The sequence below is a fragment of the Thioalkalivibrio sp. ALJT genome, assembly GCF_000381825.1.
In the GTDB taxonomy this organism is placed as follows: Bacteria; Pseudomonadota; Gammaproteobacteria; order Ectothiorhodospirales; family Ectothiorhodospiraceae; genus Thioalkalivibrio.
Genome location: NZ_KB907122.1, coordinates 208,952 through 223,622 on the forward strand (window position 1 = coordinate 208,952; position 14,671 = coordinate 223,622).

Annotated in this window: 13 protein-coding genes; 1 reads left to right on the forward strand and 12 read right to left on the reverse strand. The window is 66.6% G+C overall.

From position 1 onward, the window contains the following. Positions 1–4 precede the first annotated feature (4 nt). From G332_RS0103255 to G332_RS0103275, 5 genes are all read right to left on the reverse strand, one after another. A complete protein-coding gene (locus G332_RS0103255) occupies positions 5–1,588 on the reverse strand; it encodes a DNA mismatch repair protein MutS (protein WP_019625565.1) in 1,584 nt (527 codons plus the stop codon). A 136-nt stretch (positions 1,589–1,724) separates the two neighbouring features. Further along, complete coding sequence (locus G332_RS0103260; protein WP_019625566.1) at positions 1,725–2,894, reverse strand: aldo/keto reductase; 1,170 nt, start codon at positions 2,892–2,894, stop codon at positions 1,725–1,727. A gap of 140 nt (positions 2,895–3,034) precedes the next feature. Then, on the reverse strand, positions 3,035–4,255 hold the full coding sequence (locus G332_RS0103265) for an acetoin utilization protein AcuC (RefSeq protein ID WP_019625567.1): 1,221 nt from the start codon (positions 4,253–4,255) through the stop codon (positions 3,035–3,037). After that, positions 4,252–6,807, reverse strand: a complete 2,556-nt coding sequence (locus tag G332_RS0103270; protein ID WP_019625568.1) for a nitric oxide reductase activation protein NorD — start codon at positions 6,805–6,807, stop codon at positions 4,252–4,254. The genes G332_RS0103265 and G332_RS0103270 overlap by 4 nt, the downstream gene beginning before the upstream one ends. Further along, positions 6,804–7,664, reverse strand: coding sequence for a CbbQ/NirQ/NorQ/GpvN family protein (locus tag G332_RS0103275; RefSeq protein WP_019625569.1), 861 nt, complete (start codon positions 7,662–7,664; stop codon positions 6,804–6,806). Before G332_RS0103275 ends, G332_RS0103270 begins: the two co-directional genes overlap by 4 nt. A gap of 219 nt (positions 7,665–7,883) precedes the next feature. Here G332_RS0103275 and G332_RS0103280 point away from each other — a divergent pair, with 219 nt between their 5' ends. Then, positions 7,884–8,201, forward strand: a complete 318-nt coding sequence (locus G332_RS0103280; RefSeq protein ID WP_019625570.1) for a hypothetical protein — start codon at positions 7,884–7,886, stop codon at positions 8,199–8,201. A gap of 344 nt (positions 8,202–8,545) precedes the next feature. Here G332_RS0103280 and G332_RS0103285 read toward each other — a convergent pair whose 3' ends face one another. From G332_RS0103285 to G332_RS0103315, 7 genes are all read right to left on the reverse strand, one after another. Further along, a complete protein-coding gene (locus G332_RS0103285) occupies positions 8,546–9,415 on the reverse strand; it encodes a glycine betaine ABC transporter substrate-binding protein (RefSeq protein ID WP_019625571.1) in 870 nt (289 codons plus the stop codon). Between the two features lie 43 nt (positions 9,416–9,458). Then, positions 9,459–10,301, reverse strand: a complete 843-nt coding sequence (locus tag G332_RS0103290; protein WP_019625572.1) for a proline/glycine betaine ABC transporter permease — start codon at positions 10,299–10,301, stop codon at positions 9,459–9,461. A 1-nt stretch (position 10,302) separates the two neighbouring features. Further along, complete coding sequence (locus tag G332_RS0103295) at positions 10,303–11,508, reverse strand: glycine betaine/L-proline ABC transporter ATP-binding protein (RefSeq protein ID WP_019625573.1); 1,206 nt, start codon at positions 11,506–11,508, stop codon at positions 10,303–10,305. A 53-nt stretch (positions 11,509–11,561) separates the two neighbouring features. After that, positions 11,562–11,945 carry a hypothetical protein gene (locus G332_RS0103300; protein ID WP_019625574.1) on the reverse strand — a complete coding sequence of 128 codons (384 nt, stop codon included), beginning with the start codon at positions 11,943–11,945 and terminating at the stop codon, positions 11,562–11,564. A 49-nt stretch (positions 11,946–11,994) separates the two neighbouring features. Then, on the reverse strand, positions 11,995–13,038 hold the full coding sequence (locus G332_RS0103305; RefSeq protein ID WP_026340555.1) for a lipoate--protein ligase family protein: 1,044 nt from the start codon (positions 13,036–13,038) through the stop codon (positions 11,995–11,997). A 3-nt stretch (positions 13,039–13,041) separates the two neighbouring features. Next, the gene (locus tag G332_RS0103310) at positions 13,042–13,473 is read right to left on the reverse strand and encodes a hypothetical protein (protein WP_019625576.1); all 432 of its coding nucleotides are present in this window, start codon (positions 13,471–13,473) and stop codon (positions 13,042–13,044) included. A 155-nt stretch (positions 13,474–13,628) separates the two neighbouring features. Further along, positions 13,629–14,576 carry a hypothetical protein gene (locus G332_RS0103315; RefSeq protein ID WP_019625577.1) on the reverse strand — a complete coding sequence of 316 codons (948 nt, stop codon included), beginning with the start codon at positions 14,574–14,576 and terminating at the stop codon, positions 13,629–13,631. Positions 14,577–14,671 lie beyond the last annotated feature (95 nt).

Genomic DNA, 14,671 nt, shown 5'->3' on the forward strand with positions numbered 1-14,671 from the left:
GGTCTCAGACCGCGTCGGCGCCGGCCTGTGCAGTGGGCAGTTCGGCGAAGTGCTCGCGGGCGCGGGCGACCAGCTGCGGCGGCAGGCCGTTCTTTTCCGCGATCGTCAGGCCGAAGGAGACCCCCGGCTCGCCGAGCAACAGGCGATAGGTCGGCGACAGGGTCTCGGCGTCGAACTGCATGGACGCATTGATGATGCCCTGATGCTGTGCGGCATAGTCCTTCAGCGGCGCGAGGTGGGTATTCACGATCCCGCGGGTGCCGCGGTCACGCAGCTCGTCCAGCATCGCCATCGCCAGGGCCGCGCCCTCGTCGGGGTCCGTACCCGTGCCCAGCTCGTCGAGCAGGATCAGGCTGTCCGCACTGGCGTGTTCCAGGATGCGCTTGAGCACCTCGACATGCCCGGCAAAGGTGGACAGGTGGTGGAACAGGCTCTGGTTGTCGCCGACATCCACCATCACCTGATCAAAACGCCCGATGCGGCAGTCCTGTTCTGCCGGGATATGCAGCCCGCACCAGGCCATGGTGACCAGCAGCCCCAGCGTCTTCAGCGCGACCGTCTTGCCACCGGTGTTCGGCCCGGTGATCAACAACAGCGGCTGCTCGCCATCCAGCCGGATCGACAGCGGCACCGGCTGCGGGCCATTGCCCTCGGCGAACTGCAATAACAGCAGCGGGTGGTAGGCCTCGGCCAGTTCCACTGTGGCCGCATCCTCCAGTGCCGGGGCATGGGCATTCATCTGCGCGGAGAGCTGCGCCGCGGCGGAGGCCAGATCAATCCAGGTCAGCGCGGTCAGCATCAGCTCCAGCGCCTCGCCATGTTCGCGCACGTAGCCGGTCAGCTCGCGCAGCAGACGCTGCTGCTCGGTGTTGATCTGGCCATTCACCGTATCCAGCTGGTTGTTCAGCGGCACCGCCTCGATCGGCTCGATGATCTGGTCACGCCCGCCCATCGCGGTGCCGCGGCGCACGCCCTTGACCGCATTCGCGGCGTCGCCGCGCAGCACCATCACGGCGCGCTCCTGATGCCACTGCACCTTCAGTGCATCCTCACCCTTCTGCACGACATCAGAGGCCGCCAGACGCTTTTTCACCACCGCCTCCACCTCGTCGCGCAGGCGGTTGCGCTGTTCGAAGCCCTCGACCAGCGACGGGCTGGCATCCTCGCGCAGCGAGCCACCGGGGTTCAGACAGGCCGACAGGCGCTGCTCCAGCGCCTCGGGCGGGTACAGCTTGTTCAGATCTGCCGGGTAGATCTCCGGGGTATCGGCGAGCTGGTCCGCCAGCTCGCGGGCATGGCGCATGATGGTCTGCAGGTTGTGCAACGCCTGCACCGGGAGGGCCGCGCCGGGATTGGCCGCCTGACGCAGCGCCGCACGCACGTCCGGCAGCTGCCCCAGCCGCGGCAGGGTACCGGCGTCCAGGCGCTGGCGCGCGACGGTGACCGCCTTTTGCAGGGCCCGGGCGGCATCCAGGTTCGGCGCCGGCTCCAGGCCGCGCGCGGCATCGGCACCGTAGGGGGTGGCGGTCAGGCGCTCCAGCAGGCGCTGGATCGCGGGGAATTCGAGGGCCTTCAGATCAACCTGCATGACATACCCTTGTTCACGAAATCTTTACCCTGGATTGGGCTTCGGGGCCTGCGCAGGAACGTGCTTGCACTCGAAGCCCCTGACAAAGTCGGATACAGGCAGGGGCTTCGCCGGCAAGCCGGCTCCCACAAAGGTGTCAGCCTTCCTCGGCCTTCTGGAACATGCCGAGGTAGGCCTTTTTGTCCATCATCGGCTCGCGCATCACCGCCAGCATGTCGTCCAGGTGTGCCGGCGTACTCATACCGACCAGCGAGGTGCCCAGCCCCGGCGTGGAGCGGTTGAACTGCAGCGCGCGCTGGGCCGGATTGGGCAGGCTGGCCAGTTGCTGCTCCACCACCTCTACCGACTGCTGCGCCAGGTGCCCCTTGAGCATGGAATGCGAGGCAATCATGTACACCTCAAGCTGGTGCGCCGCCTGCAGAGGACTCGCCACGTTGCCCTGCCCGGTGGCGGTGTTGAAGCGGGTAAAGCCCTCCAGCATCACCTGGTTGAACGGCAGCATCGCAATCTTGAAGTGATGCCGGGCATGGTCGTCGCCGGTCACCGTCTGCGCGGCGCGCTCGGCCAGCCCCTGCATCGAGGTCAGCGACTGGAACACCGCAGCATCGGTCTCCTCGCGAAAGCCCTCGAAGGTGGAGATGCCGTAGGCGCGGATCTTCTTCTCGCGCGCGGCGCGCTCCAGCACCTCGAACACCGGCTCCAGCTTGCGGTTGGTCGCTTCCTTGCCGATCTCGTGGATGTGCACCTCGGGCTGGTCGATGATGAAGGCATCCAGCGTCTCCACCCCCATCAGCGAGCGCGACAGCTCCATCTGGTAGTGGATGTATTCCGGCGTCAGCAGGTGCGCGCCCTTGGCCAGATCGTCTTTCGTCCCCATGCCCTGGGACTCGATCTCGCGCTGGAACCAGGCCTCCATGTCCTCCGGCGGCCCGCCGCGCAGGGTCAGGAAGCCGCCCTTGGAGATCAGGAACATCGCCTCGCGCGGGACCCCGGCCTCCAGTGCGGTACGCACGCCCGCCCCGACGGCCGCCAGCGAGCGCCCGTACCGGTAGTGCGCCCCGGTATCCACCACGTTGACGCCCTCGGTCAGCCCGCGCGCGACAATCGCGGAGATCTGCGCGTCCACCTCGGCGGTGGCCGCGCCACCAAAGGTGCCGATTCCGAGGCTCGACAGGCGCATCTTCGCGCGCGAGAACTCGCTGTAATGCCCCTCGGCGGCCTTGCCCTCGGCCACGAACTGCTCCGCGTAGCGGCGCGTTGCCTTGGCGTTGGCGTATCCGGGTATCAGTTTCTGCTCGGACTCCATGCGTCTCCTCGCTCGATCAGACGTCGTACCGACCGGGTGCCCCCCAGCCTGCAAGCTGTGGAATCCTACGTCAGCCGACGGGATTTGCGAAAACCCGCAGGCGGGCCGGGCTACTCCCACCCCGCCTCACTCCGCCGCAGTCAGCCTTGCGCGAACAAAGGATGCGTGGCTAAAAGGTGCTCCAGGCGGGCGTTGAGTTCAGAACGGACCGGGCCCGAGCGGTCGGCGTCGAGGCGGGAAACGAACAGGTTGTCGTACCAGTCTTCCTCCTCGTCCATGTCCCAGTCGACCTCGCGCAGCAGGGCCTGGCCGGCCGCCGGGATTGCGGCGGGGAGCTCGCGATCGGTCAGCAGGGCCCAGACCCCGGTCCAGCAGCGCGCCAGTGCCAGCGGGTGATAGCCGCCGCCCCCCAGGACCAGGAGTTTTGGCGTGCCGTCGGCGTGGCGCGGGCTGGTCTCGATCACGTCGTCGATGCAGGCGAGGAAGCACTGGGTGGAGATGCCGAACTTGCCGAGCGGGTCCGGCAACAGCGCATCGGTCCCGGCCTGGACCACGACCGCATCCGGCTGCCAGCGGGTGCGCACGGCCTCCCAGACGGCCGTGAAGGCGGCGCGAAACTCCGTGTCGTTGGTCTCCTTCGGCAGCGGCAGGTTCACGGCGTTGCCCAGCGGTCCGGTGTCCTCGATGCGGCCGCCCTCGAACGGGTAGCCGTATTCGGTGTCCATGTGCAGGGAGACGGTGAGCACGTCCGGGTCGTCGGTGAACGCGGCCTCGACCCCGTCGCCGTGGTGGGCGTCGATATCCAGATACAGCACGCGCTGCCCGGCCTGACGCAGGCGCAGGATCGCCAGTGCCGGGTCATTGAAGTAGCAGAAGCCGCGCGCCTGGTCGGGTGCGGCGTGGTGCATGCCGCCGGCCGGGTTGAAGGCCATGCGCCCGTCCAGCACCACCTCGGCGCCCTGGATGGAGCCCCAGGTGGCGGTGGCCGGGGTCGCGAAGAAACCGGCGAAGAACGGGTTCTCGAAATTGCCGATGTTGTGACGGTCGCGGTAGCGCTGGAAGACCTTGCCCAGCGCCTCGGCGCGCTGCATCGCGGCCACGTATTCGCGGGTGTGGAACCACTCGAGCTCGGCCGGCTGGGCACGGCGGGTGACCGCCATCTCCTGCGGCGTGATCGCGTCATAGGCCTCGATCAGATCGATGGTCAGCGAGACGCGCGGGATGCCGAGCGGGTGGTTGTCGCCATAGCTGTGCCCGCGATAGCGCGGGGCATGCAGCAGCGTGGCATGACGGCGGGCCGGGCTGCGTTTCGAACCACAGGCCTCGGCGGGCGTATCGCTCGTTTCGGGGGTGGCACTCACTGGCGCAGCCTCAGGTAGATCTCGGGCAGACGGCGCGGCAGCTCGTCCACGTGGTCGATGATGGTGTAGTGGCCGGGGCCGAAGATCGCCGGCAGGTACTCGGAGCCGGACGGGTCCAGGGTGATGCAGAACGGGTGTACGCCGGCGTCCACCGCTTCCTTCATCGCCATGCGCGTGTCCTCGTGCAGGTAGCGCTGGTCGCCGCCGTCGTCGTAGTCGGCCGGGCGGCCGTCGGACAGGATCAGCAGCAGCCGGCGCTGGGCCGAGCTGCGCCGGAACGCCTCCAGCGAGTGGCGGATGCCCGCGCCCATGCGCGAGGCCAGGCGCCCGGAGACCCCGGCGATGCGGGCGCGGACGGTGTCGTTCAGGTCCTCGTTGAAGTCCTTCAGCCAGTAGTAGTTGACCTGGTCGCGCTGCCTGGAGGCGAAGCCGGAGATCGCGTAGGGGTCGCCGACCTTCTCGATCGCCTCGGCGAACAGCATCATCCCCTCGCGCACGCGGTCGACGATCTTGCCCTGCCCGCCCGGGTGGCGCGCCATGATCGAGGTGGACATATCCGCCAGCATCAGCACGGCGGTATCGCGGTGCTGCACCGCACGGCGCCGGTAGATGAAGGCCTTCGGCGATAGCCCCGCCTTCTTGTCGGCGATGTAGTCGATCACCGCCTCGGTGTCGAGTTCGTCGCCGTCGAGCTGTTTTCTCAGCGGCGCCAGGCGCATCGGGCGCTGCATCTCCAGGCCGCGGGTCAGGCGCTTCAGGGTGTCGGCATTCTCGGACAGGATGGTGGCCGCCCGCTCCGGGTCCTCGTCGTCCAGCACCCGCTCATAGAGGTTCACCCAATCGGAGATGTAGCGCTGCTCGCGGTAGTCCCATTCCGGATACGGGATGCCGTCCTTCTTCGGGGTGTAGGGGGCCGCGCGCTTGGCCACCTGCGCCGGCTGCGGGATTCCGGTGCCGATGCGCCCGCCGGTGCCGGAGGTCTCCTGCTGCGGGGTCTGGATGTCGGCGTCCGGGTCCTTCTGCGCCTGCTCCGGGGCCTGCTGCGGCTGTTCCTCCTGCTTCTGCTGCTCGAACTTGTGCTCGTCGTGCGCCTCGTGGTCACGGAAGTCGGCCAGACTGCCGTCGCGTTTACGCTGCGGATACACCGGCAGCGACTGGTTCAGCGACAGCCCGGGCAGATAGGCCTCGGCGCGCTCCTCGATGGTGATCTCGGGGAAGGCCTCGTCGGCGAACAGCTCCTCGCCGACTGCCCAGGCGATGACCACATCCGTGTCCGGCTCCAGCACGCGCGCCAGACGCGGGTCCTGCGGCTCGTCGTGCAGCAGGGCCTGGTGGGCCTTCAGCGCGAAGTCGAAGTACACCCCGGCCGCGCCCTCCGGGCGCCCATGGGCCTCGGCCAGCGCCACCAGACGCGGCAGGAAGTTCGGGATGCGCGGGGCCAGGCGCGCGTTCACGCGCAGGTCCTCGGCCAGATCGAACAGCACCTGGAAGCGGAACATGCGCGCCTCGAAGGGCGCGAACAGCGGACGCCAGGTGATGCGCGAGCGGTCATCCAGCGGCGGATGCTCGACGCCGGCGCGGGCGAACAGGCGCTCCACGTCGCTGTGCGCATAGGTATCGAATGCGAGATGCGCGGCCGCGTGCTGGGTGGCGACGATGGCCTCCTCGCGCGAGTCCATCACCGCCGGCATGAACAGGCGCCGACCGTCGGTCTCGAGCATCGGGCGGCCCTCGCCCGGCTTCCAGCTGGAATCCGCCAGCGGGATATCGGCGTCCAGCCAGGCCATCAGCACCAGACGCAGGAAGCGCCCGTGCATGCGCGGGCGAAAGCCCGGCAACGCCTCCAGCAGCAGCTTCAGGCTCTCGTCGCTCTCCAGGCGGAAATAAGCCTCGCCGCGCGAGCGCCCGGCCTTCAGCAGGTCCGCGCCGCGCCGCGCCCAGGACAGCAGGCCCTGGTCGCCGACCAGGTTGCGGGCAATCGGAGCGCCCTCGAGGTAGGCGTCCAGGGTCAGGCCGCGCTCGTCGAACAGGGTCTCGGCCGGCTCGATCAGCGCCCGCAGGCCGTCGATTCCACGCCCGCCGGCGAGCTTCTCGAAGTCGGTCTCGAAATAGGCCCGCGCATCCGGCAAGCTGCGCGCGCACCAGCGCAGACCGATCTCCGCCCACTCGCGCTCGCCGGCCTCGCCCCAGGTCGCATACACGCGATCGGCCTGGGCCATGAAGCCTTCCAGCGCGTAGTTCGAGTTGACCCACTCCTTGAAGCGGGCCGCCTGCTCCAGCCACAGTTCCACCGTCTGCATGTGCTCGGCGAGCCGCGCCGAGTGGCGCATGAAGCTCTTGCCCGACTCCCGGTCATGGAAGAACAGGTCGCGCGCGGTCTCAATCCAGCGCCGCGCGAGGGTGGCGCCAAACGGCCGGATGGCCGGCAGGGCTTCCTTCGTGTCGCGGTGGGCGACGAAGCTGATGTCCTCCAGGTGCTGGAGGATCTCCTCGATCTCGACGAGTTCTTCCGCCTCCGGCTTCGCGCCGCCGTTGGTATCGATCTCGCTCACGCGGCTTCGGACTCGGGGAAGTGGGCGTCGAAGATCTCCTCCAGCGCCTGGATCAGTTCGGGATCATCGGTGATCGGTGCGACCATCGCCGCGCGACAGGCGATGCGCGGGTTCAGACCTGCCTGCATTAACTCACCGGCATAGGCCAGCGCGCGCGTCGAGGTCGCCTCTTCCAGCCCGTGATCCTTCAGCGCGCGCGCCTTGCGCCCGGCCGCCACGAGTTTTTCGACCCGGTCGGCATCCAGGCCGCCGGATTCCTTGGCCACGATCTCGCGTTCGACGTCCTCGGCGGGGTAGTCGAAGTGGATACCGACAAAGCGCTGTTTGGTCGAGGGCTTCAGGTCCTTCAGCACCGTCTGGTAGCCGGGGTTATAGGAGATCACCAGCATGAAGTCCTCGTGCGCATCGATGATCTGGGACTTCTTGTCCAGCGGGAGCTGGCGGCGATGGTCGGTCAGCGGGTGGATCACCACGGTCGTGTCGGTACGCGCCTCGACGATCTCGTCGAGGTAGCAGATCGCGCCCTCCTTGACCGAACGGGTCAGCGGGCCGTCCTGCCAGACAGTCTCTTCGCCTTCCAACAGGAAACGCCCGACCAGATCCGAACTGGTCAGGTCCTCGTGGCAGGAGACGGTCACCAGCGGCTGGCCGATGGTGTGCGCCACGTGTTCCAGGAAGCGCGTCTTGCCGCAACCCGTGGGGCCCTTGAGCATCACCGGCAGGCGCTTGGAGTAAGCCGCCTTGAAGATCTCGATCTCGTCACCCTGAGGCTTGTAGAAGGGGGCATCGCCGGCGTCGCCCGGCTTTTCGATGACGTCGCGTTCCACACCGCGGATGCGGTTGATCAGGTTCTTCATGGGATCTCCGGGCAGGGTCTGGTGTACGCGCGTGCGCGGCGTTACCCTCCAGCGCGCTGGGCGGGCCGCCGATCGTGTTCGCGCAGGCTTTGTTGTATCATTCGTCGTTTATATTCTATCGAACCTGCGCACCTGCATGAACCAAACGCCCCACAGCCGCGGGGTTGGACGCGGGCAGGCGCCGCCACTCGGATTCAGCGCTTCAACAGAGGACCCGGTATGAAACTTGTCAAACTCGTCAAGCTGAACAACCTGCAGTACAACCCGAACCGCGACCCGGAGGTGTACCGCCGTCCGGTCAACGAGGAATTCCGGGTGCAGGCCATGCTGAACGGCTCCGGCACGGCCAGCTGCACGTTCTCGGTGGAAGGCGAAACCCTGTGCGAGAGCAGCGTCTCCCTGCCCGGCAGCTTCGACTGCAAATTCAGCTTCGACACCGCCGGCACCCGTGTGGGTGACCTGGTGATCGAAGGCAATGGCGAAACCTTCCACGAGAAGGTGCGCATTGATGTGCTGGAGCATGCCTGGATCGGCTGATCCCGGACTGCCTCACCCCGGCCCGGTGCCGGGGCGCACGATTCGAAGAAGGCCCCGCGGCGAGCCGCCCGGGGCCTTCTCACGTTCAGGCCCCACCGCGCTTCCCTGGCCACCCCGACCGCACGCCGCTGCCCGTCACCCCGGCTGTAGCGCAGTGAAGAGCCCGGCTCCCCGGGAGCCGGTCTTTTCCGGACGATTCACGCCCTCGCGTCTCCTCCGTGGTGGAATCCCCCCTGCCCCGCTTCGTGTCTGCGTACGCTTCGAGCGTGCAACGAAGACACGACCCCGGATGCAGAAAGCCCCGCCGGGGCGGGGCTTTCAGGCAGTGCGAATGCCGGCGTCGTTCAGTCGATCTCGCCGGTCACCCAGTACGCGATGTGCTGCGGATGGTCCTCGATGAAACGCTCCACCGCTTCTTCGTAGGAGTTCTCCTGGGCAAAGAACATCGCCTCTTCCAGCACCTCCAGATTGAGATGCATGCGCGAGATCATCATGGCCACGTCGTGGTAGTCCTCGGCGAAGCCCTCGCGCGCCAGGGCATGGATGCGCTCGAAGCCACCCAGGGCCTCTTCCGGATCTTCCAGGTAGCGCAATTCGTAGGCGCCAAACTTCCAGTGCGGGCTCCAGCCGGTCACCACGATCCACTCGTCCCGGCGGATCGCACGATCCAGTGCAGAGGTCATGCCTGCACCCGAGGAAATCTGCAGGTTGTAGCCGTCGAGGTCATAGGTTTCCAGGGCCTGCTCCGAGAGCCGCGTCAGGCCTGCGCCCGGGTCAATGCCGGTAATCCGCCCGTCCAGCTGGTCGCGCACCGAATCCTTGTTCAGATCCGCGATCGAGCTCAGCTCGTCTTCGGGGATGTAGTCCGGAACCGCCCAGCCAAGGCGGGCGTTGCCATAAAGCGGCCCCAGGTCCACCACGTCCTGACCGACCCGCTCCATGTAGTCCTCGTGCGTGCCCGGCAACCAGGCCATCAGCATGAGGTCGATGTCACCGGAGGCCAGCCCCTGATACTGCGGGGCGATGTCGGTCTGGATGAGGTCCACCGAATAGCCCAGCTCATCCTCGATCACGCGCTCGGCCAGCTTGGTCACGAACTCGGCATCGGACCAGGCGGTCCAGCCAATCTGGATGTCGTCGGCCTGGGCCGTGGACAGACCCACGGAGGCGGCCAGCACACCGCTCAGCAGGGTTGAGGCGACGGTCTTGTTCATCGTGCTACTCCTTCTTGAGGTGAAACGAATGGCCGGGGGCGCGTCACGCGGCTGCGCGACGCCGCTGCCCCACGCTCTGCGTGATCCGGTCGAGCAGGATCGCAAGGATGACGACGCCCAGGCCGCCCTCGAAGCCCAGTCCGACATCCAGCCGCTGGATGCCGGTGAGCACGGTGTTGCCCAGGCCGCCGGCGCCGATCATCGACGCGATCACGACCATGGAGAGGGCCAGCATGATGGTCTGGTTAATGCCTGCCATGATGGAGGGCATCGCCAGAGGCAACTGAATCTTGGTCAGAAGCTGGCGCCGATTGCAACCGAACGCCAGCCCGGCCTCAATCTGCTCCCGGTTCACCTGGCGGATGCCGAGGTTGGTCAGACGCACCACCGGCGGCATGCAGAACACCACCGTGGCGATCGCCCCCGGCACCGTCCCCAGCCCGAAGAAGATCGCGGCCGGGATCAGATACACGAATGGCGGCATGGTCTGCATCAGGTCCAGGACCGGGCGGAGGGCCGCCTCGACCCAGTTGCTGCGGGCCATCGCGATCCCCAGCGGGATACCAATGGCCAGCGCAACGGCGGTTGCCGCCAGCACCAGCGACAGGGTCTTGATCGTCGGCTCCCAGAGGTTCATGCCCAGGATGAGCCCCAGCGCGACGATCGCGAACAGGCCAAAGCGCCAGCTCACCCGCCACCAACTGAGCGCAACCAGGGCCAGCACCAGCAGCCATGCGGGGATCGCCAACAGCGCACCTTCGAACGAATGGGTCAGCAGCCCCAGAAACCAGGCAATGCCGTCCAGGGCCGGTTCCAGGTTATCCAGAATCCAGTCGACCGCATTCTCGATCCAGTCCCCCACGGGGATATTGATACGGTCTTCCATCCTACAGCCCTCCCTGGCCGGTAGCGGCTGCCCGGCTACGATCCAGTGCCTCGACCAGTCGCGGCAGCGTGACCAGGCCGCGGAAACGCCCCTCCGCATCCACCACCGGGATGGACACCGGCATTCGTGCAGCGCGCCCCGGCAACTCCGCCAGGGCCGTATCCTCGGTCACCGGCTCCACCTCGACGGCCACCTCGCTCGCCGGACGATCCACGGTCAGCTCGCCCAGGCGCTTGGCCTGCACGACCGACAGGAAGTGCCCATCGGCATCGACCACCACGGCCTCGTTGCCCGCCCCCCGCGCGATCCGGCCGCGCGCCTCGCCAACGGTGATATCCGCCGCGAGCAGCGGGATGTTCTCGCTGTCCATGATGTCGCAGGCCTGGAAGACCTGGGTGATGTCCACCCCGTGGAAGAACGAACGCACGTATTCGTTGGCGGGCGAGACGATGATCTCCTTGGGTGTCCCGACCTGCACCACCTCGCCGCCCTGCATGATCGCAATGCGGTCCCCGATGCGGATCGCCTCGTCCAGATCATGGGAGATGAAGACCACGGTACGCCGCTGCTCGCGCTGCAGCTCCAGCAGACGGTCCTGCATCTCCGTGCGGATCAGCGGATCCAGTGCGGAGAAGGCCTCGTCCATCAACATGATGGCGGGGTCAGTGGCCAGGGCCCGCGCCAGCCCCACGCGTTGCTGCATGCCCCCGGACAGCTCATCCGGGTAACTGCGCGCATGTGCCTTGAGCCCGACCTGGTCCAGCGCCTCCAGTGCCCGCTCGCGACGGCGTGCACGCCCGATTCCGGCGATCTCCAGACCAAGGCCGGCGTTATCGAGGACGCTGCGGTGCGGCATGAGCGCGAACGACTGGAAGACCATCGCCAGGTCTTCGCTGCGCAGCCGGATCAGCTCGCGCTGACTCATACGCGTGACATCGCGGCCCCGGACCTCGACAGTGCCCGCAGTGGGCTCGATCAGTCGGTTCAGCAGCCGCACCAGGGTGGACTTGCCCGATCCGGACAATCCCATCACCACGAAGATCTCGCCCTCGACGATATCGAGATTGCAGTCCTTCACGCCGACTGTATTGCCGGTGCGGGCGAAGATGGTGTCCTTGTCCAGCCCGTCCCCAATCATCCGCAGGCCTTCCTGCGGATTCGGGCCAAAGACCTTGTACAACTCGCGCACCCGAATGATGGGTTCCATTCCCGGCTCTCCCTGTAACAAAGCGGTGTACGGACCGGCGCGGGCCGGTCGGGTTACCAGTCGTACATGCGGATGAATTCGGGCAGCTTGGTGGTCATCTCGTCGCGCCCGAAAAAGCGGTCGGCGCGGGCCAGGCGCATCTCATCCTGGATATCCGGATCGCCGCCGAAACAGAATACCGGAAGGTTAATCTGATATTCCATCCGCAGCATACGGATCACGTCCAGCGGATCGAACACCTCGATCTCGTCCAGGTCCAGCAGGAGGAAACGGTACAGCAGCACCTCGTTCCAGGGGCCCAGCGTCTCCAGGTCAGTGACCCGGTGCAGCTGCCAGTCCGGCGGTAGCAGGGCCTGCAGGCGCGCGCTCAGCGCCTCATCCTGTGTCATCAGGATCAGGCGCTTCTCCAGACGGCGTTCGATAGTCGGTTCGGACATGGGTTCTCCGCTGTTATTCGATCGGTGCGCAGGACACCGGAGCCGCAGGTCAGGCGGTCGCAATCCCGCGATAAAGCCCGTCGACCCGGGCACTGATCTCGTCGACTACCGCCGCGTCCAGGCGGCCATTCAGGCGCGCGCGCACCCGCAGGCGTTCCGGCGACTCCCCGATCAGCGCACTCTCGAGGACAGCCGCAACTGCGGGGTCCTCACACCAGATCCGGGCGATACGCGCGCCCTCCACATGCAGACGCAGGCGCCCGCAGGCCCCGCGGGTCTCAAAGACGTGATTGTCGCGGTTTACCCGGATGCCATTACGGACTGCCGGCGCACCCTGACCATCGGCCAGGTCCGCCAGCTCCTCGCGCCCGGCCGCCAGCCAGCGCGCCCGCGTCTCGGCATTCGGCTGCCAGCGGCGTACCGGGGCGCCGAAGCGCCGTTCCAGCACCGCACGCAGCGTCGCGCCGATCCGCGCCGGCTCCGGAGTCTCGGGACACTGGCGAGCGCAGTCCGTCATGCCCGACTCCAGGGCCGGCAACAACCACTCGCGGTAACCCTCGCTGGGGGCGTGCACGCAGGCCAGGAAGCGCTCGACCGGAAACCGGCGCAGAAAACTTGCGCCGAAGACACACCCCTCGTCGAGGGTCGCCGCCCCGGTGCCCATGATCTTGCGCCCCTGTACCCAGACATCCTGCCCACGGGCCTCGACGCCAGCAAGCTCCAGCTCGCGCAGCACATCCATCGCGATGCCGAGCCCCAGCGCGAACAGGTGACGATGCCCGCGTGCCAGGACATGCCGGGGCTGGATCAGGAAGAAACAGGCCTGCTCGGCATCCACCCAGACCGAGCCGCCACCCAGTGGCCGCCGCACCACCGGGACGCCGGCGCGGGCACAGGCCGCGAGGTCCAGATCGGCTGCGGCGTCCTGGCTGGCACCCACGGAGATATGAGCCTCGTCGGCGTGGGCCCACAATACGCGCGGAGGCGCATCCGGTGGTGTTGTACTCGCCAGCCCGGCATAGAGGGCGTGCAGGTCCTCGGCGGAGCAGCCCCCGACATCAATCCACTCCGGGGCAACCGTCGCTGCAACCAAAGGTCAGCCCTCGCCGGAACCCTGTCCACCGCCGGCATCGCCAGACTTGTCATCGTCCGTTCCGGGCTTGTAGAAGTAGCGGAAGTAGAAATCGCTGCGCGAGAGATCCTCATACAGCTTGGCGCGCTCCTCGACCCCCCCGCGCATGATCTCGACCATGGCCATGGCCTGTTCGCCATCGATGATATGGATGCCGCCCGTCAGCTCCTGGTCGGTATCGAGAAAATGCGCCGCGAGCTCTTCCGGCTCCTGGATATAGACCAGAAAGGACTGACACTCGGCGTCTTCCAGGTCCAGGGGCTGCATCACGATCTTGCCCAGCCAGGCCAGGCGCGCCACCTGGTTGAACTGGTGGATATCGAGCTTCTTGCCCTTTTTGTACTTGTTCAGTTCGTTGCGGATTTCGCCAATATTGGCGATCTTCATCGATTTCATGGGGGTGCATCCTGCCGCGTGTGTTGCGGGAGCATAAAACAACTGCCGGGAGCGAACGTAAAAAAACCCCGGCGCACCGGGGTTCTTGAGCAGGGCACACGGTCATTCCGTGTGTCCGTGGCGCCATCCATGGCGCCCTGATCCAGCGACGGACGCTACCACTCGAACCCGTCGGCCTGATCTTCCTGATGGCCCGCCGCGGCACGCAGGGTCGTTTCCAGCTCACCCGGCGAACTGCGCAGCGTCATGAAGCTGTGATCCCCCATCATGCTCAGATCCGGGAAATGCAACGCCTTGCGGAACCGCATGTGCAAGGCCTCGACATCCCCTCCACGCACCATGAGCTCGATGGGCACCGTTGCGGTATGGCGGAACTCGCCCACATCCACCGCACCAAGCTGATGCAGATCCGCTGCATCCTGTTCGGCACCATCGGCCTCGCGCACGGCCACGCCAATCACGGTGACATCCTGCCCGGGGATCTCTACACGGTAGACCTCGCTGACACCCGCAACCTGATTACCCAGATTCCTGTCCAGCTCTTCCAGCGCCGCGCTGCTCGACCCATGACTGGCCAGTTCGTAGGGCGCATCGAAGCGTTCCATGCCGAAGGTGTAGCGATAACGGTTCAGGGCGCGCTGGCTCTTGCCGTCCTCGGAGCCGAATTCACGCTCGGCACCCAGGGCATCGGCCAGGCTTTCGCTGATACCGGACACCGGCGCATCCAGACGATAGGCATGCCGGAAGTACTCAAGGTTGTTGTAGCTCACCTGCAACTGCCCGTTGACCGCGGTCACCGCCACCCGTACCGGCGCGATATAACCACCCCGGTCCTCGGAACCCGCAACCGCCAGCAGGTCGTCGTGAGTCACCACGATTACATGCTGCTCGTCACTGACCGGGTACTCCCCCAGAAAACGAAAATCAGCGCCCTCCAGGCGTTCCCGCACGTTGGCGACCTCAGCGGAGACATCGACCCCCGATTCGGTGTAAGCCAGCACGAACGGACGGTATGGATCTGCCGCCACGACCTGGCTGGCCGCCAACAGGGCCACCGCCGCCATGGTGCCGGCGACACGTATATAGCCGCGCAAAATATGCATGGCATCCTCCTTTTTATATCGTTGGAATCGTCGAGCGAAACACTCGACAGGAAAAAGGCCCGGGACACGTCCCCCGACGTGTACCGAGCCCATCT

Excerpts from the sequence above, each read along its gene's own strand:
- G332_RS0103290 (WP_019625572.1), bottom strand. The coding sequence starts at position 10,301 with ATGGAAGACCGTATCAATATCCCCGTGGGGGACTGGATCGAGAATGCG.
- G332_RS0103310 (WP_019625576.1), bottom strand. The coding sequence starts at position 13,473 with ATGAAATCGATGAAGATCGCCAATATTGGCGAAATCCGCAACGAACTG.
- G332_RS0103280 (WP_019625570.1), top strand. The coding sequence starts at position 7,884 with ATGAAACTTGTCAAACTCGTCAAGCTGAACAACCTGCAGTACAACCCG.
- G332_RS0103285 (WP_019625571.1), bottom strand. The coding sequence starts at position 9,415 with ATGAACAAGACCGTCGCCTCAACCCTGCTGAGCGGTGTGCTGGCCGCC.
- G332_RS0103295 (WP_019625573.1), bottom strand. The coding sequence starts at position 11,508 with ATGGAACCCATCATTCGGGTGCGCGAGTTGTACAAGGTCTTTGGCCCG.
- G332_RS0103300 (WP_019625574.1), bottom strand. The coding sequence starts at position 11,945 with ATGTCCGAACCGACTATCGAACGCCGTCTGGAGAAGCGCCTGATCCTG.
- G332_RS0103275 (WP_019625569.1), bottom strand. The coding sequence starts at position 7,664 with ATGAAGAACCTGATCAACCGCATCCGCGGTGTGGAACGCGACGTCATC.
- G332_RS0103315 (WP_019625577.1), bottom strand. The coding sequence starts at position 14,576 with ATGCATATTTTGCGCGGCTATATACGTGTCGCCGGCACCATGGCGGCG.
- G332_RS0103255 (WP_019625565.1), bottom strand. The coding sequence starts at position 1,588 with ATGCAGGTTGATCTGAAGGCCCTCGAATTCCCCGCGATCCAGCGCCTG.
- G332_RS0103260 (WP_019625566.1), bottom strand. The coding sequence starts at position 2,894 with ATGGAGTCCGAGCAGAAACTGATACCCGGATACGCCAACGCCAAGGCA.